The 18,336-nt window shown below is 63.2% G+C and carries 19 protein-coding genes and 1 tRNA gene; 7 read left to right on the top strand and 13 right to left on the bottom strand.

The window, feature by feature from the left end; all coding sequences use genetic code 11:
- Positions 1–3 precede the first annotated feature (3 nt).
- The 9 genes from AAC640_RS11435 to AAC640_RS11395 form a co-directional block, all read right to left on the bottom strand.
- Positions 4–564 carry an LbetaH domain-containing protein gene (locus tag AAC640_RS11435; protein ID WP_340266353.1) on the bottom strand — a complete coding sequence of 187 codons (561 nt, stop codon included), beginning with the start codon at positions 562–564 and terminating at the stop codon, positions 4–6.
- Complete coding sequence (locus tag AAC640_RS11430; protein ID WP_340266351.1) at positions 548–1,429, bottom strand: inositol monophosphatase family protein; 882 nt, start codon at positions 1,427–1,429, stop codon at positions 548–550. Before AAC640_RS11430 ends, AAC640_RS11435 begins: the two co-directional genes overlap by 17 nt.
- On the bottom strand, positions 1,426–2,931 hold the full coding sequence (locus AAC640_RS11425) for a class I adenylate-forming enzyme family protein (RefSeq protein ID WP_340266349.1): 1,506 nt from the start codon (positions 2,929–2,931) through the stop codon (positions 1,426–1,428). The genes AAC640_RS11430 and AAC640_RS11425 overlap by 4 nt, the downstream gene beginning before the upstream one ends.
- On the bottom strand, positions 2,921–3,193 hold the full coding sequence (locus AAC640_RS11420) for an acyl carrier protein (protein WP_340266347.1): 273 nt from the start codon (positions 3,191–3,193) through the stop codon (positions 2,921–2,923). The genes AAC640_RS11425 and AAC640_RS11420 overlap by 11 nt, the downstream gene beginning before the upstream one ends.
- Positions 3,187–4,239, bottom strand: coding sequence for a hypothetical protein (locus AAC640_RS11415; RefSeq protein ID WP_340266345.1), 1,053 nt, complete (start codon positions 4,237–4,239; stop codon positions 3,187–3,189). The genes AAC640_RS11420 and AAC640_RS11415 overlap by 7 nt, the downstream gene beginning before the upstream one ends.
- A 176-nt stretch (positions 4,240–4,415) precedes the next feature.
- Positions 4,416–5,207, bottom strand: coding sequence for a DUF2182 domain-containing protein (locus AAC640_RS11410; RefSeq protein WP_340266343.1), 792 nt, complete (start codon positions 5,205–5,207; stop codon positions 4,416–4,418).
- Between the two features lie 46 nt (positions 5,208–5,253).
- The gene (locus tag AAC640_RS11405) at positions 5,254–5,889 is read right to left on the bottom strand and encodes a DUF1326 domain-containing protein (protein WP_340266341.1); all 636 of its coding nucleotides are present in this window, start codon (positions 5,887–5,889) and stop codon (positions 5,254–5,256) included.
- Between the two features lie 155 nt (positions 5,890–6,044).
- Positions 6,045–6,803, bottom strand: coding sequence for a LuxR C-terminal-related transcriptional regulator (locus AAC640_RS11400; RefSeq protein ID WP_340266339.1), 759 nt, complete (start codon positions 6,801–6,803; stop codon positions 6,045–6,047).
- 509 nt (positions 6,804–7,312) lie between these two features.
- Complete coding sequence (locus AAC640_RS11395) at positions 7,313–7,846, bottom strand: outer membrane protein assembly factor BamE (RefSeq protein WP_340266337.1); 534 nt, start codon at positions 7,844–7,846, stop codon at positions 7,313–7,315.
- A 138-nt stretch (positions 7,847–7,984) separates the two neighbouring features.
- Here AAC640_RS11395 and AAC640_RS11390 point away from each other — a divergent pair, with 138 nt between their 5' ends.
- The 3 genes from AAC640_RS11390 (at position 7,985) to dinB (ending at position 10,179) form a co-directional block, all read left to right on the top strand.
- Positions 7,985–8,500, top strand: a complete 516-nt coding sequence (locus tag AAC640_RS11390) for a ubiquinol-cytochrome C chaperone family protein (protein WP_340266335.1) — start codon at positions 7,985–7,987, stop codon at positions 8,498–8,500.
- Positions 8,497–9,027, top strand: coding sequence for a YceD family protein (locus tag AAC640_RS11385; RefSeq protein ID WP_340266333.1), 531 nt, complete (start codon positions 8,497–8,499; stop codon positions 9,025–9,027). Before AAC640_RS11390 ends, AAC640_RS11385 begins: the two co-directional genes overlap by 4 nt.
- Positions 9,028–9,090: 63 nt before the next feature.
- Positions 9,091–10,179 (top strand): DNA polymerase IV, encoded by a 1,089-nt coding sequence (dinB, locus tag AAC640_RS11380; protein WP_340266331.1) that lies wholly within the window; start codon positions 9,091–9,093, stop codon positions 10,177–10,179.
- Between the two features lie 6 nt (positions 10,180–10,185).
- On the opposite strand, the gene AAC640_RS11375 is transcribed toward dinB, so the two are convergent.
- Positions 10,186–10,980, bottom strand: coding sequence for a DUF1134 domain-containing protein (locus AAC640_RS11375; protein WP_340266329.1), 795 nt, complete (start codon positions 10,978–10,980; stop codon positions 10,186–10,188).
- A 234-nt stretch (positions 10,981–11,214) separates the two neighbouring features.
- On the opposite strand from AAC640_RS11375, the gene AAC640_RS11370 reads away from it, so the two are divergent.
- Positions 11,215–11,306: transfer RNA gene (locus tag AAC640_RS11370), tRNA-Ser, on the top strand.
- 64 nt (positions 11,307–11,370) lie between these two features.
- On the opposite strand, the gene asnB is transcribed toward AAC640_RS11370, so the two are convergent.
- The gene (gene asnB / locus AAC640_RS11365) at positions 11,371–13,359 is read right to left on the bottom strand and encodes an asparagine synthase (glutamine-hydrolyzing) (RefSeq protein WP_340266327.1); all 1,989 of its coding nucleotides are present in this window, start codon (positions 13,357–13,359) and stop codon (positions 11,371–11,373) included.
- A 563-nt stretch (positions 13,360–13,922) separates the two neighbouring features.
- Between asnB and AAC640_RS11360 the strand changes: the two genes are divergently transcribed.
- Positions 13,923–14,936, top strand: a complete 1,014-nt coding sequence (locus tag AAC640_RS11360; protein WP_340266325.1) for a hypothetical protein — start codon at positions 13,923–13,925, stop codon at positions 14,934–14,936.
- A 24-nt stretch (positions 14,937–14,960) separates the two neighbouring features.
- Here AAC640_RS11360 and AAC640_RS11355 read toward each other — a convergent pair whose 3' ends face one another.
- Positions 14,961–15,929, bottom strand: a complete 969-nt coding sequence (locus AAC640_RS11355; protein ID WP_340266323.1) for a quinone oxidoreductase family protein — start codon at positions 15,927–15,929, stop codon at positions 14,961–14,963.
- 12 nt (positions 15,930–15,941) lie between these two features.
- The gene (locus tag AAC640_RS11350; RefSeq protein ID WP_340266321.1) at positions 15,942–16,637 is read right to left on the bottom strand and encodes a dienelactone hydrolase family protein; all 696 of its coding nucleotides are present in this window, start codon (positions 16,635–16,637) and stop codon (positions 15,942–15,944) included.
- Between the two features lie 157 nt (positions 16,638–16,794).
- Here AAC640_RS11350 and AAC640_RS11345 point away from each other — a divergent pair, with 157 nt between their 5' ends.
- Positions 16,795–17,046 (top strand): DUF6489 family protein, encoded by a 252-nt coding sequence (locus tag AAC640_RS11345; RefSeq protein WP_340266473.1) that lies wholly within the window; start codon positions 16,795–16,797, stop codon positions 17,044–17,046.
- 7 nt (positions 17,047–17,053) lie between these two features.
- Entirely contained in the window at positions 17,054–18,331 is a 1,278-nt protein-coding gene (gene mnmE / locus AAC640_RS11340; RefSeq protein WP_340266319.1) for a tRNA uridine-5-carboxymethylaminomethyl(34) synthesis GTPase MnmE, read from the top strand.
- The last annotated feature ends 5 nt before the right edge of the window (positions 18,332–18,336 follow it).

The following is an 18,336-nucleotide window of genomic DNA, read 5'->3' as shown; positions in this document are numbered from 1 at the left end:
TCCTCAATGCGCTATGGCTTCGGGCTTTCGCTTCCACTTGACGATGCGCGGCATGCTCATGACGGATTCGCCCGCTTCCACCCTGCGCAGCAAGGTCGTCCCCACGCCCACGAGTGCGCCATCCTCGACCTGCGCGCCCGGGCTCAGCACGCTGCCACTCCCTACGCTGGCGGCATAGCCGACCGAACAGTCGGCCAGCACCGTTACATTGGTCAGCAGCGTGGCATAATCACCAACGCGCAGCCCGTGGCCGAGCATGCAGTTCCACAGGATATGCACGCCCTTGCCGAAGCGGACGTCGAAATTGACCTTCACGCCCGGCATCAGCACCAGCCCGGGTCCATGCACCAAGCCCTGGGCCACCAGCGCACCATAGTGGATGACCGTCGCCAGCGTCTGACCGCGCGCCTCGATCAGTTCCTCGGACATGCGCCGCCGCACGATCGGGTTCATCGTCCCGCAGAGCGCGTGCATGTCCGGGCCGAATTCCTGGGTTGGCCCGTGGACGGGCAGGCCATCTATGACTGTGCCGATCTTGGCCGGGTCTTCATCGACAAAGGCCACCGGCTCCCAGTCCGGCCGGTATCGGTTCGAATCGCGGATGCTGACCAGGATCTCGCGCGATCCCGATCCCGCCGTGTACAAGATCAGCTTCTTCATCCATCTTTTCCTCAAGAACCGACAGCAGGGCGCCGTGCGTCTGGCCGTTGCTGGCGAGGATTTCCTTCGATCCGACATGCACGTCGCAACCGGCGAAATCGGTCACCTGCCCACCGGCCTCGCGCACCAGCACGATCCCCGCCGCGACATCGAATACCTTGGTTGCGTTCAGGACGCGGGCATCGATGCGGCCGCGGCTGACCAGGGCGAGGTCATAGGCCGCCGATCCCAGGATCCGGGTGGTGAAGGCAGCCTCCGTGAGCCGCCGATAGCGGTCGAAGCCGCCCGCCGAGAGGTGGAACTGGTTGTCATAGGCGATCATCGCCTTGGACAGGACCGCGTTGGGCGACACGCGGACGGGGATGTCGTTGCGGAAAGCGCCCTGACCCTCCACGGCGTGGTAGACCTCGCCGAAGAATGGAATGCCGATGACGCCCAGGACGAAGCGTCCCGACTCTACCAGCGCGATCGACACGCCGAAATTGGGTAGCCCCGCGATATAATTGTGCGACCCGTCGAGAGGGTCGACGATCCAGCACAGATCATGGCCGAAGTCGAAGTCGCCCCGCGTTTCTTCCGACAGAACCGGCGCGCAAATGCCGAGCCGTTCGTGCGCAAGCGCATGGCATTCCAGGTCCACGCTCGTGACGAATTCGCGCGCTTCCTTGCGAAGCACCCGGAAATCCTTGTCGAAACGTTCCATCTGGGTCTGCGCGATCACCTGGGCCGCGTCCAGCGCGAGCTGAAGTTCCGAGCCTAGCCGCGTCACGAGGCTTGCCTTTGCATTTCGCGCCGCAGGAACTTGCCGGAATGACCCGCCGGAATTGCCGCCACGAAGGAGATATGGTCGGGCACCTTGCTGCTCGACAGGAAGGACCTGCAATGCGTTCTTATGTCCGCTTCGGTCAGGGCTGCGCCATCGGCCGGCACGATGAAGGAATGGATTTTCTCGCCCAGATAATCGTCCGCCTTGCCGACGGTCAGTGCGACGGCAACGCCGGGCAGCTTGTAGATCACCTCGTCGATCTCGTCGGGCGCGATGTTGACGCCGCCCTTGATGATCAGTTCCTTCTTCCGCCCGATGAACCAGAAACGGCCGCTTTCATCGATCCGGCCGAGGTCGCCGGTATAGAAGGCGCCGTCGTGCACCACGCTGGCGTAAAGCGTAGGATTGCCGCGATATGCGATGAACACATTGGGTCCGCTGATGGCGATTTCGCCGACTTCGCCGTCGGGAAGCGGCTTGCCATCCCCATCAACGATGAAGCATCGGTTGCAGGACAGCGGGAAGCCGATGGAGCCCGGCTCCCAATCCGGATCGAGCGGATAGTCGACATGGCTCGGCCCCGTTTCCGAGAGGCCATAGAGATTGGCCACCCTGACCCCGAACCGGCTGATGAAGCGGCGCTGCAGTTCACCGGGCAGCGTCGAGGATCCGCAGCCGACGAAGCGTAGCGCCGGGAGGCTTACGGAAGCATCGTCGGCAAAGGGTGTTTCCAGGAGTGCCGCCAGCACGCTGGGCACAACCTCGACATAGGTGATGGCTTGGTCTCGGATCAGGCTCCAGAAGCGGGGCCGCGCGCTCCAGAAGGAGGCGGCGATGACCACTGATCCGCCCGTCAGCGTGCAGGGCAGCAGGGAATAGTTGATCGACGCCGTATGCCCCATGGGCAGGACGATGAGGTGGCGTTCTTTCTCGTCGAAGCGGAAGCCCTCCACGATCGCCCGGATGTTCGCCATCATATTGGCATGGCTGAACAGGATGCATTTGGGATTGCCGGTTGTCCCGGATGAATAATAGAGGCAGGCCGGCGACCTTGGGCCGGGTTCGAACATGGGCCAGGGTCCCGCGTGCTCCGGCAGCTCGTCCAGGAAGGCGGGAGGCAGCATTTCGGTCGGATAATCGTCTTGCCCGGTGAGCTTCGCATAATGGCTATGCCGGCATAGCACCAGCCTGGGCCGGATGTGCTCTAGGTAGCCAAGGATATCCTGCGCTTCCATCGTGAAGGGGAAGGGGTTGAAGATAGTCCCGAAGCGCAGAGAGGCCATGTACAAAACAACATAGTCAGCGCCATTGTCGATGATGGCGCTGACCATGTCCCCCGGTTCGAGGCCAAGATCGGCGAAGCGGGCGCAGCATCTGTCGATCAGCCGGTCGGCCTCACCATAGCTCCACGTCCTGTTGCCCACGACCAGATATTCGCGATCCGGTTCAGCGGCGGCGACCTGGCGAACAGCCTGCGACAGGTTACGGACGTCATCAGTTGGCATGTCCGCTGACCCCATGCCGTTGCAGCACCGTCAGCGCGGATCCGACGTCGACGATTTCGAACATCTCGTTCATTTCGAGCATGATCTTGAACCGTTCCTCGATGGTCTGGACCAGCACCAGGTGACCCATCGAATCCCATCCCGGCACGTCGTCGGCGCTGGTCGCGCTGTTGACCGTTTCAGCCGGGATCTGGAAGACCTCCGCAAAAAGCGCGGCCACGTCCGCCAGGCTGATGTCGCTCCCGCGCGCCAAGGTCAGCATGCCTCTAGCGCCTGGGTGAAGGCCACGACCTTGCCCTCGTCCCCGGCGGCCTGGCCCAGCATCCGCCGCGCCACGAAACAGGACAGGTCGTAGAAGCGGTTGACCGAATTTTCGGTGTCGAAATAGGTCTGGAAATAGACCTCGTCATGCAGGACGCGCAGCGAGTTTCGAATGATGACCGCCGAATAGCTCGTGCAGTTGTAGACTTCCGGCCCGATGTCCGCGACATCCATGTCGTAAAGCCCCGCCAGGGGGCCGCCGTCGGCCATGGCGATCGACAGGTCGCTTGCCAGCTGCTCCACCGTCGGCGCGCGGAGGCAGCGGAAGCGCATGTCCATCATCGACACGCCGCTGTATGGAACCACCGTGTAGTTGACGATGAAGCGGTCCTCGGCCAGCCAGGGCAGCAACTGCGGTCCGGATTTTTCCAGCGTGCAGAATTTCCGCAGGAGGGTTTCTCCGGTCCGCTTGTGGCGCGCTTCATTGTGGATCACGTTCACGTCGCTGCTGACCAGGCCGTACATGCCGTTGAACCAGTGGGCCAGGGGGACATAGCCGTTCACCGTGCAACTGCCATAGGAAATGGTCCGCAGGTCGGGCTGCCACTTTTCGTGATTATAGCCATAGACCAGCGTTGCGTCCGCATCCCAGGAGGTGGCGGAAATCAGCACCTGCCGGGTGCGGCCGGTCAGGAAATCGCCGCAGCGCTGCGCGATGGTGTTCTTGCCCGAACATTCGAAGAAGAGGTCCGGCTCTCCCGCCCAGGGAATTTGGTCCTTCCGGCAGTTGGTGTAGCGCAGAACATGCTTGCGGCCGTTGGGCTGCAGGAAGGTCAGCGAATCATCTTCGGCATAGACCTTGTATTTGTTGAAGATGACATAGTCGTCGCTCAGCATCAGGCGGTAAGCGTCCTTGAGCGGCAGGGTGTCATCATTGATCCAGCCTATCTGCCAGGGCGTGTCCTCATTGCGGTCCAGCCAGTATTTCAGCAAATGCAGGCCGAAACGACCAAAGCCATTGAGGCCGACAGTCAGCATTTCCGTCATGTGATGTCCCCAAATCTTCCAAGGATCAGAGAGTTATAACAGGCGGGGGCTCGGACTGCCGGGGCTCTTCGGAGTTACCACCCTAATGGTGCCATCGAAACCCGGGGCGCTGTTCGGCGACGGGTGGAGCGCCCCCTACCCCGATCGGACTAGCTCTTCCGGTACAAGAGGATGGGTCAGGCGGATCGCAGCAGCAGGAAGAGCGCCGTCAATAGCAGCGCTGCCGCCGTCCAGCGGTGCGCCCTCCAGCGCGGCGGTGCCGCCTTCTGCGCCGTCACCAGTATCGTCAGCAGCGCCACCCAGGCCAGATTCATCACGCCGCCCACGAACAGCAGCAGCATCAATGCCCAGCAACAGCCCAGGCAAAAAAGGCCATGGCGCAGGCCAAGCCGGAATGTTCCCGCCGGACCCGGCCGCCAATAGCGGTGGACGAAGATAAGCGGCGCCTGGCATTGATCGAGGCATCGTCGTTTGGCGGGAGTCATTTCATAGATGGCGGCCAGCATCAGCAGCGCGGCGGCCGTGACCCCGTGCCCCAGTGCCAGTTGCGCGCGTGAAAGCCAGCCAAGCTCCAGCAGCAGCGCCTGGCAGACGGCGGCCAATGCCGCGAATCCGCTCCAGGCCAGCAGATAGGCGAGGATGAACAGGGCGCTGTTCCCCAGCCGCGCGATTTCCGATTCAGGTCGGTCGATGCGGGCGTGCAGCAGGATCATCGGCGCGGCCGAGGGCAGCATCATCGCCACCATCATGACCGACCACATGAGGAAGGCCATGGACAGATAGGTGATCGACCAGGCGGGCATGGGCAAGGGCATCGGCATCCCGGCCATGTCCATGCCGTCCATGGCCCCCATGTCCGCGCGGCTCACGCCATCCGCCCCAGCCGGCGCGAACCATAGCCAAGACCAGGCGAGTGCGGTCAGCAGCAGCAGGGCCGCGCCCACGATCAGGCTGTTGCGCGAAAGCATGTGTTGGAGGCGATGTGCCGCGCCGGATGGATGTGAAGCGACCTTCCTAATGGACAACGCCGCTCTCTGTCAGGTGCAGTCGCGCGAACTGGGCATGCGAATCGCTCAGCTGGACGTCGACAGGGCCCTGCGTGCTGGCCCACCCGCGGCCGACTTCGCAGACGTCGTATTCAAAGCCTTGCGGCAGATGAATGCGGGCGCGATGCTCTTCGCCGGTGACGGGGTTGATGATCGGTTCGCCGCGCGCATCGATCCAGCCGGGAACAGTCAGGCGCGCGGTCCGGCGGTCAATGTCGACCTGCAGGTCTATCGCGGTGAACACGGGATCGTGGACGGTCGAAAAGGTCGGGGCGAAGACCTGGAAGATGGTGGACCCGGCAGCCGTGTCGAGACCGGTCATGATCCGTAGCAGCGCCTCGCGCTGGCGCGGGTCGGCGCGTTCGTCGACCAGCGGGACGACCGCTCCGTCACCCTCATGTATTGGCCCTGGCCAGGCGAAGATCATGCCGATGCGCAGCCCGGACAGGTCGACATCCCCATGATGGCCGCGTTGGATGTCTATCGCTGCCACGGCCTGGCAATGCCCGTGGGTGGGCAGCGCATTGAACTGGCATGGACAGCCATAGGCACAATTGCAGTGGACGAATTCTTTTCCCTCAATGGTCCAGCGCGTGAGGGTCATGGCACCGCCTCCTTGCCCCGAGTCCTCCGACGGACGGGATCATAGCAGCATTTGCGCGCGGCCGACAGGCTACCGCAAGGTCTGGTGGGGAGGGGCTTTTACGGATTGCGGAAGGAGGCCGGCGCGCGCCGCTTCGGCGACGCGCGCTGCGGGCATCAGATACGGCCGATCGCGCCTGCTATTTCGAGTTGCGGAATGTGCGCCGGATGGGGAACGGCAACCTCGGTCGGGACGTTCGGTTCGGCTTCGACCACGCCCCCGCGCATTCCGTGATTGGCAGCCCATATCGCTGCCTGGGTCCGGTTTTTGACGCGCAGCTTGCGCAGCACCGCTTTCACATGAACCTTCACCGTTGCTTCGCTGATGCTCATCCGCTTGGAAATGACCTTGTTGGGGCATCCCATGATCAGCCAGCGCAAGATTTCCAGTTCGCGATCGGACAGACAGCTTGCGTCCACCGGGCGTTCGACCTCCAGCGCGTCGGCCAAGCTCGGCCGCGACTGCAACTCATCGGCCAACTGGGGCGGCAACACCCGTTCCCCCATGGCAACCAGGCGGAGCGTGGCGACCAGCCGTTCGCAGGAGATTTCCTTGATGATGTAGCCCAGGGCGCCGACTCGGAATGCCTTCAGCATGACATGAAAGTCGAATCGGTCCGATAAAAGGACCAGATAGGAACCGGGGAAACGTCTTTGCAGGACGGCGACGGTGTCGCTGTCCACGTCTTCCGTCCCGCTGTCGACAAGTAGGAGCGAGGGCCCACCATCTTCTTCGGGCACCTCTGTTCTCTCAAGCGCGGCGGCGATATTGGCATATTGCGTTACGCGGAAGTCCCGTTCCATCAGGATACGGCTAAGTCCTTCGCGAACAATTGCATTACCGCACAACAGACGCACATTGACTGGGTAAGCCATTGGGTAGTCCCCTCATGATCCCTTTCACCACCGTCAGCAGGCCTCGGACGACGAATGAAAGACCAGTGATCAATTGCCTGCAGTGCGACCCTTCTTCTTGTTTCAACAACTTACGATTAGCACAATCCAAACCTCAGAGTCCTGACCCGGACCTTGGAAATTTTGGGTTAGCACGACACCTTGCTAAGATATTGGCAAACCCAGAAATTCTTGTTGAGGCTTATAATGGAGCCGCAGGCGATACGGGCAACGCTACCACTTTAGATGTACAGCCAGCGACATACCAAACCATAACCTGCGACTCCCGAATTTGCGAGTCCATATTTGTTAACAGGCCTCTGATGGGAGCAACAAAAACAACAAAGACTTAGCGGCCTTTGGTGACCGCGTAGATAGCGAAACATTCTATCCGCATGGATGTTCCCGGAACTTAACTTTTGCTTGATGCTGGCGATAAAGGCGTATGCTGCCGTGACAAGCCAGTCCGACGCGAGATTAACGCCTGCGCGTCAGCTCCCGTTCGGGCCACCCCCGCCGGTGTTGCTGCCGCCGCCACCGCCGCCGCCCATGCCCGCCGCGCCCACAGCGCCGATATTGCCGAAGATCTCGTCAAACAGGCTGCGATGCCGCCCCAGCGTCGGGGTCTTGTCGCCAGACGGCGATATCCGGGCGACCTTTTCCAGCCCCATGCGGTCAACAGCCACAACGTTGCCGGCCTGGTCGAACCGGACATGCAGAACGGTCTGTGAAACGGGCTTGGGGTTGGAAAACGCCAGCGCGCGCATGTCGCGCGATACATAATACCAGTCTTGGTCGCCGAACTGCGCGGTGAAGCTCGGGCGACCAAGCGTTCCTTCCACCGACGCCCGATTATCGATGCCCGGCTGGACCGAATCGACCAGCAGCTTGTCGACCTGATAGCCCTGATGCGTGCGGATGCGGGCGCAGCCCGACACGCCCAGGGCCAGCGCCGCGAGGCCGACGCCCAGCAGCATCCGCCCGCTGAAGCGGGCCGACGGGGTAGGGCGACTGAACTGGCGCATGAACTTCTCCTGCCGGGAAGGGCCCGGAAATCCCTAAAACAGACGCCGCCATTGCATCGCGCGGCCCGGCGATCAATATGGAAATGCGTGGCCCCCGGCAAGAGGGGCCCGGTCGGTTCAGCCAGGAAGCTCCACGTCATGCCCAACCTATTTCAGCGACTGTTTGCGCAGAGCGATCCCCGCCATGCGATGCAGCCGCTTTATATTGCCGTCGTCCAGGAAGGCCGGCAGCCGCACTGGTATCTCCAGGGCGCGGTCCCCGACACCATTGATGGCCGATTCGACATGATCCTCGCGATCCTGTCGCAGGTGCTGATGCGGCTCGAAGCGCTGGGGGCGGTGCAGGAAGGCGTGTGGCTGACCGAGTTGTTTGTCGATGACATGGATGGCCAATTGCGGCAGGAAGGCATTGGCGATGTCGTGGTCGGCAAGCATATAGGCCGGATGGTGAGCGCTCTTGGCGGCCGGTTGGCGACTTATCGCGCCGCGCTGGCACAAGGACATGATCTGCGGGAGGCGCTGGCCCGCAACCTCTATCGTGGCATCCCTCCCTCGAACGAAGCGCTGGATCATGTGGAGACGGGATTGCAGGCGCGCTGGCTTCGCCTCCGCCATGTCACGCGGGATCAGCTGGTGGCAGGAGAGCTGGGATGACCGCCGCTGCCACGCCCGAATTTTCTCGGCCAGTTCGGGTGGACCAGATCGCCCGTCTCGCCGAAGCGGTCACCATCACCGCAGATGCGGCCGAGCGCGGAGCGCTGGCGCGGCGCTTCGATCTGATTTCGCTGGACCGGCTCGAGGCGGATTATAGCCTGACGCAGGAGAGCGGCGCGATCGTCGCGCGCGGCCGGGTGCGCGCGGATTTGGCGCAGGCTTGCGTCGCCACCGGCCTGCCGGTGCCAGAGAGGATCGACACCGATTTCATCCTCCGCTTCGTGGCTGAAAGCGGTGGCAGTGAAGGCGACGAGCTGGAGATCGATTCGTCGGATTGCGATATTGTGGGCTTTGACGGCCAAGTGATCGACATGGGGGAAGCGGTGGCGGAAACGGTGGCGCTGACCATGGATCCCTATCCGCGATCACCGCAAGCGGATGCCTATCTGAGGGAAGCGGGCGTGTTGAGCGAGGAACAGGCGAGCCCCTTCGCCGCATTGCTGGCGCTCAAGGATAAAGAAGACTGATCACGCTCCATCGCGGGATGGCCTGTTTCCTTTTCGTTCTCTCCCATGGCATAAATGCGGCCCATGGACTTCCCATCGCCTGGCCCGCGCAAGATCATCCATATCGATATGGATGCCTTTTATGCGGCCGTCGAACAGCGTGACGATCGGACGCTGCGGGGCAAGCCGATCGCGGTCGGCGGCGGGGGGCCCCGGGGCGTCGTGGCGACAGCCAGCTACGAAGCGCGCGTCTTCGGCGTGAAGTCCGCCATGCCCGGAGCCCGGGCGCGGCGCCTGTGCCCCGGCCTGCTGTTCGTGAAACCGCGCTTTGAGGTTTATCGCGCGGTCTCGGCGCAGGTGCGGGAGATATTCGGACGCTTCACGGATATCATCCAGCCGCTCTCGCTGGACGAAGCCTTTCTGGATGTCACGACCAACAAGCCCGGCATCGCGTCAGCCACCCTCATCGCGCAGGAAATCCGGCGGCTGATCCGCGAGGAAACCGGCCTGACGGCGTCGGCCGGCGTGTCCTACAATAAGCTGATCGCCAAGCTCGCCTCGGATCAGAATAAGCCCGATGGCCTGTGTGTCGTACGGCCGGGCGAAGGTGAGGCGTTCATGGCCGCCATGCCGGTGCGCCGAATTCACGGCGTGGGGCCGGTCACCGCGCAGCGCATGCAGGCGCTGGGTATCGAAACTGGAGCGGATCTGCGCGCGCGGGAGCTGGGGTTTCTGCAACAGCATTTCGGCACCGCGGGGTCCTTCTACTACCGTGCCGCGCGGGGTCAGGATGATCGGCCCGTTCATGAACGACAGGAACGCAAGTCAGTCAGCGTGGAGGACACTTTCTTCGACGATCTCGCGACCGAGGAGGCGCTGGTGACCGAGATCGATCGTATCGCGGCCAGCCTGTGGAGCAGGGTAGAAAGAAGCCATGCCTACGGCCGCACGGTGGTGTTGAAGATAAAGTTCGCCGATTTTCGCATCATCACCCGATCAAAGAGGTTCGCGGCGCCGGTGCGTTCGCCCGATCTTCTGGCGGAAACGGGCAGGGCGTTGTTGCAGGCGCAATTGCCGTTGCGGATGGGCGCGCGCCTGCTGGGGCTGGGCGTGCACAATCTCGAGCGGCAGGAGGCGATGGGCGCAGGGCCGCAACTCAGCCTGCTGCTTTGACAGGCTTCAGAAGGGCAGCCAGTTCCGCTTTTCAGTGAACTTCATGTATCCCGCATTGACCCCCAGGCGATAGCCGACGCCCAGCCGGATCGGGATCAGCACGACGCTGCCCCAGCGCAGATAGCTCGCGGTAAAGCCGCCAACCAGATAGGCGGTGCCCTCGGCCGCCGGGAAGCGGTGATAAAGGTCCTGCGTGTCGTAGAGATTATAGACCAGGACGAAGGTATTGGCTGCGTTGCCGCCCACGTCAAAGCCGATTGACGGCCCGGTCCAGTAGACCTGCCGCATGCCTTCCACCTTGTGGTTAAGCGTGCCCGATCCGTAGCGCAGCCCTACCACGAACGCGCCGGAGGCTTCGCGGCCCGCAATATAGGCGTTGGGACGGCCCTGATCCTTCAGGATCTTCTCGATGATGCCGGCCAGGCCCTCCGCGCCCTTGCCGAACACGCCTTCTGCCGCGCCGATCAGATCGTCCTCCTGGTAGGATTCGGACGGCGAAAGGGCGGGGGGCGCCGAACTGGCGGTCACAGGTGCGCCCGTCGCGGTTGTGGTCGACGGCACGGGGGCAGCTGACGTCGTCGTGCCACTGCTGGCTCGTGCGCTGGGATCAACCCCTGGGTCGGTTGGCGTGCTGCTGGCCTGGGGCACGGGGGCAAGGTCGGCATCGATTGCGGTGTTGGGGTCCACGGTGCGCACCTGGGCCTGCACGCCGACGGGTGTCAGGACCATGACTCCGACCGCCAGGATCAGACCGGTCGTGCGTGTCACACCCCCGGTCGCCCGCTTCACTAAACCGATCATGCCTGCAACTCCCCGACGCCCGCTCTTTCGAACAAGGGCCGATTATCGAGGAACAAGCTGAAACGACAATGAACGAACGGCGACCCGAGTCGATTTCGGGCTGGATCGAATCCAGCGCTCGCGGAAAGAGCGCATTTTTCATGCCGCAGCACCGTTGCCATGCGCGAAAGCCGCCGCTATAGCCCAGTTCGCCTAGCCGCTGTCCCGCCCCAAGCGGGCGTTCAGGCCATGTTTGGAGACGTGGGTGAGTGGCTGAAACCAACGGTTTGCTAAACCGTCGTACTGTGAATACGGTACCGAGGGTTCGAATCCCTCCGTCTCCGCCATCCTTCCCTAAATCCGCCATGCAAATAAATAGCGGCGGCGCCACCTGCGTCGGCTTTTGAAAGGTCAGGCGACGCTCGCCAGTGGCTCGGTTCCGGCGACAGGCGTGTCGGCTTTCTCGATCCACGCCTGGAACATCAATATGTCCCACAGCTGATATTGCCAGTTACGAGTGCCTGACAGATGTTCCTGCCATTTGCGCTGGATCGGTTCGGGGTTGAAATAGCCCTGCTGCCTCAAGCGCGCCGGGTCGAGCAGGCTGGCGGCCCAGTCCTTGAGCGGCCCGCGCAGCCAGCTGTGCAGAGGCACGCCGAACCCCTGTTTCGGCCGGTCGATCAAGGCCGGCGGCACATGGCGATACAGAAGTTGGCGCAGCAGATATTTGCCGCTCCCGCCGCGCACATGCAGGTGTTGTGGCAGCGACCAGGCGAATTCGAAGACGCGGTGGTCGAGCAGCGGCACGCGAGTTTCCAGGCTGCAGGCCATGGCCGCCCGATCGACCTTCACCAATATGTCGTCCGACATGTAATGGCAGGCATCTTCCAACATCATATAGTCGGTCAGGTCTCCGACCGACGCATCTCTGGGCGGGCCATAGGCCGCCGGCTCGGTCACCCCTTCGAGCAACTCCGTGGGCTGCCAATGGCTCATCATTTCCCGGTAGAGGCTTCGCTCATCGGGGGCGAGGATGACATTCGCGCCCTTGTAGAGCCTGTCGCCGGGGTGGCTCCAGCGGCGATGCGCCGGCATCAGCGGCTGGGCAAGGGCGTAAAGCCTGTCCCATCCTCGTTCCGGCACCGATCGCACCAGCTGCCCGCCGATCCGGCGTATCCGCATCGGCACGCGCGACATGCGCTTCCACATCGCGGCGGTCAGAAAATATCGTGCGTAGCCGCCGAACAGTTCGTCCCCGCCGTCGCCTGACAATGCGACGGTCACATGGTGCCGGGCCAGCCGCGCCACCAAGCTGGTCGGGATTTGCGACGGATCGGCAAAGGGTTCGTCATAGATGGTCGGCAGGTCAGGGATGATCGCCATCGCTTCCTGGGGCGACACGAACAATTCCGTATGGTCCGTACCCAGATGCCCGGCTACCGCAGATGCATGAGCGGCTTCATTATAGTCAGCTTCATTGAAGCCGATCGAAAAGGTGCGGACGGGGCGGTTGGACCGCGCCTGCATCAGCGCCACGATCAGGGACGAATCGACTCCTCCCGACAGGAAAGCGCCGAGCGGCACGTCGGCAACCATCTGCTGCCCCACGGCGTCCGATAACAGATCCTCCAGCGCGTCGGTGGCATCCGCTTCACTGCCGGCAAAGGGGTCGCTCTGCCGCCGCGCGCCTGCTTCTGCGGCCAGCCAGTAGGGGTGCGGCTGGGGGCAGATCCCCGCCTTGAGGTCGCGCATGTCCATGCGCAGCGAGTGGCCCGGCAGCAGCTTGGCAATGCCTTCATGGATGCTGAAAGGCGCTGGCACCGCATTGTGGCGCAAGTACAGGGCCAGGGCCTGCCGGTCGACCGACGCATCGAAGCCAGGATAGCGGCGCAGGGCCTTGAGTTCCGAACCGAACAGGAAGGTGGCGCCCTGCCAGCCATAGTAGATCGGCTTTTCGCCGAAACGGTCCCGCGCCAGCCACAGCCGCTGTTCGACCCGGTCCCAAAGCGCGAAGGCAAACATGCCGATGCAGCGGCGCAGCGTATCCTCCACGCCCCAACGCTCCATGGCGGCAAGCAATGTTTCGGTATCGGAATGACCGCGCCACGCGGGAGCCGCCCCAATGGCTTCCAGCGAGCGCCGGACGGCCATATGATTGTAGATCTCGCCATTATAGGCGATCATGAAGCGGCCGCTGGCGGATGGCATCGGCTGGTGCCCGGCGGCCGACAGGTCGACGATCGCCAGGCGACGATGGGCGAGCGCGATCCCGGCGTCGAAATCGTTCCACTGGCCACCGTCGTCGGGGCCACGATGGCGCAACGCGCCGCTCATGCGGGGCAAGGCCGATCGCAATCTGTCGAAATTTCTGGCGCTCCAGCCACCGACCAGTCCGCACATTGCGCTTGCTACTCCGTCATCAGGTAATCGCGCGGCGGCGCACTCGGGGAGGGGGGCGACCAAGACCTCGCTGTCCGAACCGCACCAGGCCACTTTCCGGAAACGCGGTCTGCACGCAGCATAGGGGACGGGTTGGACAGGATAAAACTGGCATGGGGGGTAATCAATTTTCCCCCGGATCCCTGGTCCGGTCGCAGCCGGCGCTGCTTCGCGGAAGGGCTTCAGCGATCGGATACCGGAAGGCGCGACCAGATATCGTTGGAGGTATGCCCGTTTGCGTGCTTGTCACGGCCCGCCCGGCAAGACCATCTTTCCCGGCCGCAAAGACTATCGAGTCCGCACGGCATATCTTGGGCGGGGAGGGGCGTGCGATGGCAGCGGGGGGTGACGCTGGTGCCGAACGATGGCTGGACGAACGCTGTCGGCGTTCCGTCGAAAATGCCGCGCGGACGCGACCTAGGCACCCGCCTGTCGACCACATTGGAATAGCAGGACATCTGCTCGCAGCGGCTCGAAAATGCCGCGCATGGGCTGACCGGCCTACTCCTCCCAAGAAGGGCGACATGAAACATTTTCGTGCGAGGTCGAGCCGATCAACCCCCGCGATTGCTTATCTCGAAGCATCGGAACTGGAACCCGGGTGCCTTGGGCAGTTGTTCCGCGATGGCGCTGCTGCCGTGATCATCCGTGGCGATCCCTGTATCGCTTCACTTTGGGACTTTGTGACGGCCGACGACGCGGAAATGCCATGGCGGGCATCGCTTTACGACCTGGCGGCTAATCTGATCCCGCACGAGCATCTGACCGAAGCCATCGGTGACGTCTATTTTTTCAAGCCCGGTCGCCATTCCTACATAGGCCGAAAGATCGAAATCTGTTTGGACGGGGGTCGGCTGATGACGATGCCGGACGCCTTCCGGACCCGACAGTCTGTCTGGCGAATGAGCGAGCAAATTCGCGAACAATGCTGGTGCTTCTCGATGCGGCTCATGCGGGCCCTGGCGCCTTCGGGAACGGGTAAGGATCATCGGTACGGCGTCCGGGCCGTGGTACAGTACCTGCGCTATCATGACACGGTCGACGGGCATCAGGCGCTCTATGCGATGATGTATAACAGCCTGGGTGCATGGGCGCGCATCGGCTACCGCCTCGATCGCCGCCGGGAGGATATGCGCGGCCTCTGGGCGCGGCGCGGCGTCTCGGACGCCATGGCGCTGATGTCGATCGTGCCTCCGCTGCGCAGCCTGGTCGACAGGCTCAATGCCTTTGCCGGCCGGTTTGACAAGCGGGCCGTCGTTCCCGACGGCTATGCCTTATTATCCAAAGCCCATTTTGATTCGCGCTATTTTTCAGCCTTATGCGGATCGCGCCGAAACCTTCGCACGGATATCTTCGTCGACGGCGCCTGGCTGCCGCTTCCCATGAACAGCCTCGACGTGGCCGTCTTTCCAGGTCTGCGCGCGCAAGAGGCCTTCGGCATCCGACCGACCCTGCACCGGGTGTTGCAGGCAAGAGATGACATCGCTGGGGAAGGGGCGGATGCTGCCAATGTGACGATCCTGCTGGGCGCCAAATAGGTTAAGCGGGTCGGTGGCCGGAGGTCAGAGCGCGAGGATGGTGCTCCCGCTGGTGCGCCGGCTTTCAATCGCCCGATGGGCCTCAGCGGCGTCGGCCAGTGGAAAACGCTGGCCGATCCTGGGCGGCACGACACCACGCCGCATTTTCTCGAACAGCCGATCGGCGCTGTGGGCCAGCGCCTCGGGCGACGCGATATAGTCGAACAAGGTGGGACGGGTGACGAAGAGTGACCCCGCGCGGCCCAATTCCAGCAGATTGACCGGCGGCACCATACCCGAGGCATTGCCATAGCTGACCATCAACCCGCGTCGACGGAGCGAGGCTATTGAGGCGGCCCAGCTGTCCTTACCCACGCCGTCATAGACGACGTCCACGCCCTGGCCGCCGGTCAGTTCATGCACATGCTTCGCCAGTCCGTCGAACGGCCCATGAAGACTGTGATCCGCCTCGACCCTGGCGGCCTTTTCCGCCGATCCGCTATGGGCGATGATCACCACGCCCTTGTCGCGCAGCCACGGCACCAGCGCCATGCCGACACCGCCGGCGGCGGCATGCACCAGTGCTGTCTGTCCGGGCTTCAGCGCCAGTATATCTTCTGCGAGGTAGCAGGCGGTCATGCCTTTCAGCATCATCGCCGCCGCATCCTCGGTGGAGACGTCGTCGGGGATGCGTATCAAGCGGTCGGCGGGCACCAGCCTGTGGGTCGCGTAGGCGCCCAGGCCATGGACCGTGCCGACCTTGTCCCCCACGGTATAGCTGCTGACCCCTGGTCCCACGGCAGCGACATGGCCCGCGCTCTCTGAACCGAGTGTCAGTGGCACGGGCGCGGGGTACAGGCCGGTGCGGTAATAGATGTCGATGAAGTTCAGCCCTACCGCATCCTGCGCGACCAGCACCTCTCCCGGGCCTGGCAGGGGCACTTCGAATGCTTCCCGCTCGATCACCTCAGGCCCGCCATGCGATCGGACCACCATTCGCCAGGCCTCAGTCATCCCGCTATTCCTTTAAAGGCTTGCTGCAAAGAATTCGGCCGTCCTCCGATCCGCCAGCTGAGCGGCGTCCTCGCGCCGCCGTGCGCCGGTTTCTGCGGCAAAGCCATGGTCCAGCCCATCATAATCGTGCAGCGTGACGTGGCGGTTGTCTTTCAGCCCATCGTGCATCTTCTGCTGCACTTCGGGTGGCACGAAGCCATCGGCGGTTGGCACATGCAGTATTACTGGTTTGCCGATGGCATGTTGTTCCCCAAGCAGGTTGTCGATGCCCACCCCATAATAGCCGACGAACGCGTCGCCATCCGTCCGGCACGCCGCCATGAAGGTCAGCCGTCCGCCCAGACAATAGCCTACTACGCCAATCTTGCCCTCTCCGCCCAGTTGCGCGCGCGCAGCCTTGATGGTGGCCTCGATATCGCGGATGGCCAGATCCTGATCCAGTTTCTGCATATGGCCGATGGCAGCCTGGAAATCTTCCGGCACGTCCGGGTCGAGCTCGACATGCGGCTTCTCCCGCCAGAACAGGTCAGGGGCAAGCGCCAGATAACCTTGCGCGGCCCAGTTGTCACATTTGCGGCGAATGCCTTCGTTTACCCCGAAGATTTCCTGGATCACGACGATCGCGGCCTTTGGACTGCCGCTTGGCCGCGCAACATAGGCGTCGAACGTCGCATCATTGTCCAGCGTCGCGATGGGAGAAAGCGGCATGGGGAGATCCTTTCCTTTCTGGTATCGCGCAATTATGCGGCATAAATTCTGCTTCGGGGACAGGAATTCGCCCGCTGGAGCAAAAAATTTGCCTTTCTGGCCCATGTTGCTGCATGACGGTGTCAGTCAAAGCCGCAAGCAGAAGGTGGCCGAACAAATGAAGCTAAGCGTCGACGTCGACTGCACCCCCGCTGAGGCAAGGGCTTTCCTCGGCCTCCCGGACTTGACCCCGATCCATGACAAATATGTCAAAACGATCCTCGACAGCTTCGATGGCGCGGGGATCGAGCAGATGGAAACCATGTTCAAGAGCGTCGCGCCGCTGGGCGACGCGAGCATGCGGCTGTTCAAGCAGATGATGGACATCGGCTTGGCCGGGGTTTCCCCCAAGAATGGCGACAAGACGTAAGGCAGGTGTGAGCGACACGATCTTCGCCCTTTCCAGCGGGGGGCCGCCAGCAGGAATAGGGGTGATCCGCATCAGCGGGCCGGGCGCCGGGCCGGCGCTGGAATTGCTGTCGGGACGTCTGCCGCCGCCGCGTCACGCGCGCCTCAGCCTGCTCCGCGACCCGGGGGACGACACCCCCCTTGATCGGGCGTTGACGCTGTGGTTCCCCGGGCCCGCAACCGCGACCGGAGAGGATCTGGCCGAACTGCATTGCCATGGCGGTCGCGCTGTAATCGCTGGCGTCGAAGCTGCCTTGTCGGCCTTGGCCGGACTGCGCCGCGCCGAAGCCGGCGAATTCACCCGCCGCGCTTTTCTAAATGGCCGCATGGACCTGAACGCCGTTGAGGGCCTGTCGGACCTGTTGGCGGCGGAAACGCAGCAACAGCGTCGTGCCGCGCTGATGATGGCAGAAGGGCATTTCAGCCGGCAGATCGATGGCTGGAGAGAGCGGCTTCTCAACCTATCCGCCTGGGCGGAAGCCGCGCTGGATTTCTCCGACGAGGACGATGTCCCCGATGACGGGGTCGAAGAGCGCATCGGCCGGGGCCTTGCCGAACTGGCAGGGGAGGTTCGCCGAATATTGGCCGCGCCATCGGCGGAACGCTTGCGCGATGGCGTGCGGGTCGTGCTGGCGGGGCCGCCCAACGCGGGCAAGTCCACCTTGCTCAATGCCCTGGTCGGGCGCGATGCGGCGATCGTGTCCGAGATCGCCGGCACGACCCGCGACAGGATAGAGGTTGCCGCCGCGATCGGGGGCGTCGCATTCCTGTTTACCGACACGGCTGGCCTTCGCGCTGATACCGCCGATGTCATTGAAGCCATCGGTATGGACCGCGCCCGCGCGGCGCTGGAGGCGGCGGACATCATCCTCTGGCTGGGAGACGGCGACAGGCTGCCGCGACCGGACGCGATTCTGATCGCCGCCCAGAGCGACCGGCTGGACAGAAGGCCCGGTATCGCCCTATCGGCCCGAACTGGAGAGGGAATGGACGTCCTGGTCGAACTCCTGCTCGGCAGGGCAAGCAGCCTTCTGCCGGGAGAGGGCGACTATGCGCTCCATCATCGCCAACGCGCCGCTGTCGCAGAACTGCTCGGTCACGTCACAGCGGCGGCGGATGGCCGCGACATGCTCATAGTGGCCGAGGAGATGCGGCAGGCACGCGCCGTTATCGATCGCCTCACCGGCCGCGCCGGCACGGAGGATATGCTCGACCGGCTCTTCGCCGGCTTCTGCATCGGCAAATAAGCGAT

The sequence above is a fragment of the Sphingobium mellinum genome (genome assembly GCF_037860795.1).
Taxonomy (GTDB): Bacteria; Pseudomonadota; Alphaproteobacteria; order Sphingomonadales; family Sphingomonadaceae; genus Sphingobium; species Sphingobium mellinum.
Note: the sequence above shows the minus strand (reverse complement) of the source record. Positions and strands in the feature narration are given on the sequence as shown.

Coding starts and splice junctions, on each gene's coding strand:
- AAC640_RS11415 (WP_340266345.1), bottom strand. CDS start 4,239: ATGACGGAAATGCTGACTGTCGGCCTCAATGGCTTTGGTCGTTTCGGC.
- AAC640_RS11420 (WP_340266347.1), bottom strand. CDS start 3,193: ATGCTGACCTTGGCGCGCGGGAGCGACATCAGCCTGGCGGACGTGGCC.
- AAC640_RS11395 (WP_340266337.1), bottom strand. CDS start 7,846: ATGCGCCAGTTCAGTCGCCCTACCCCGTCGGCCCGCTTCAGCGGGCGG.
- AAC640_RS11350 (WP_340266321.1), bottom strand. CDS start 16,637: ATGCCGCTTTCTCCCATCGCGACGCTGGACAATGATGCGACGTTCGAC.
- AAC640_RS11390 (WP_340266335.1), top strand. CDS start 7,985: ATGCCCAACCTATTTCAGCGACTGTTTGCGCAGAGCGATCCCCGCCAT.
- AAC640_RS11375 (WP_340266329.1), bottom strand. CDS start 10,980: ATGATCGGTTTAGTGAAGCGGGCGACCGGGGGTGTGACACGCACGACC.
- AAC640_RS11425 (WP_340266349.1), bottom strand. CDS start 2,931: ATGCCAACTGATGACGTCCGTAACCTGTCGCAGGCTGTTCGCCAGGTC.
- AAC640_RS11355 (WP_340266323.1), bottom strand. CDS start 15,929: ATGACTGAGGCCTGGCGAATGGTGGTCCGATCGCATGGCGGGCCTGAG.
- asnB (WP_340266327.1), bottom strand. CDS start 13,359: ATGTGCGGACTGGTCGGTGGCTGGAGCGCCAGAAATTTCGACAGATTG.
- AAC640_RS11360 (WP_340266325.1), top strand. CDS start 13,923: ATGAAACATTTTCGTGCGAGGTCGAGCCGATCAACCCCCGCGATTGCT.
- dinB (WP_340266331.1), top strand. CDS start 9,091: ATGGACTTCCCATCGCCTGGCCCGCGCAAGATCATCCATATCGATATG.
- AAC640_RS11410 (WP_340266343.1), bottom strand. CDS start 5,207: ATGCTTTCGCGCAACAGCCTGATCGTGGGCGCGGCCCTGCTGCTGCTG.
- AAC640_RS11400 (WP_340266339.1), bottom strand. CDS start 6,803: ATGGCTTACCCAGTCAATGTGCGTCTGTTGTGCGGTAATGCAATTGTT.
- AAC640_RS11345 (WP_340266473.1), top strand. CDS start 16,795: ATGAAGCTAAGCGTCGACGTCGACTGCACCCCCGCTGAGGCAAGGGCT.
- AAC640_RS11385 (WP_340266333.1), top strand. CDS start 8,497: ATGACCGCCGCTGCCACGCCCGAATTTTCTCGGCCAGTTCGGGTGGAC.
- AAC640_RS11405 (WP_340266341.1), bottom strand. CDS start 5,889: ATGACCCTCACGCGCTGGACCATTGAGGGAAAAGAATTCGTCCACTGC.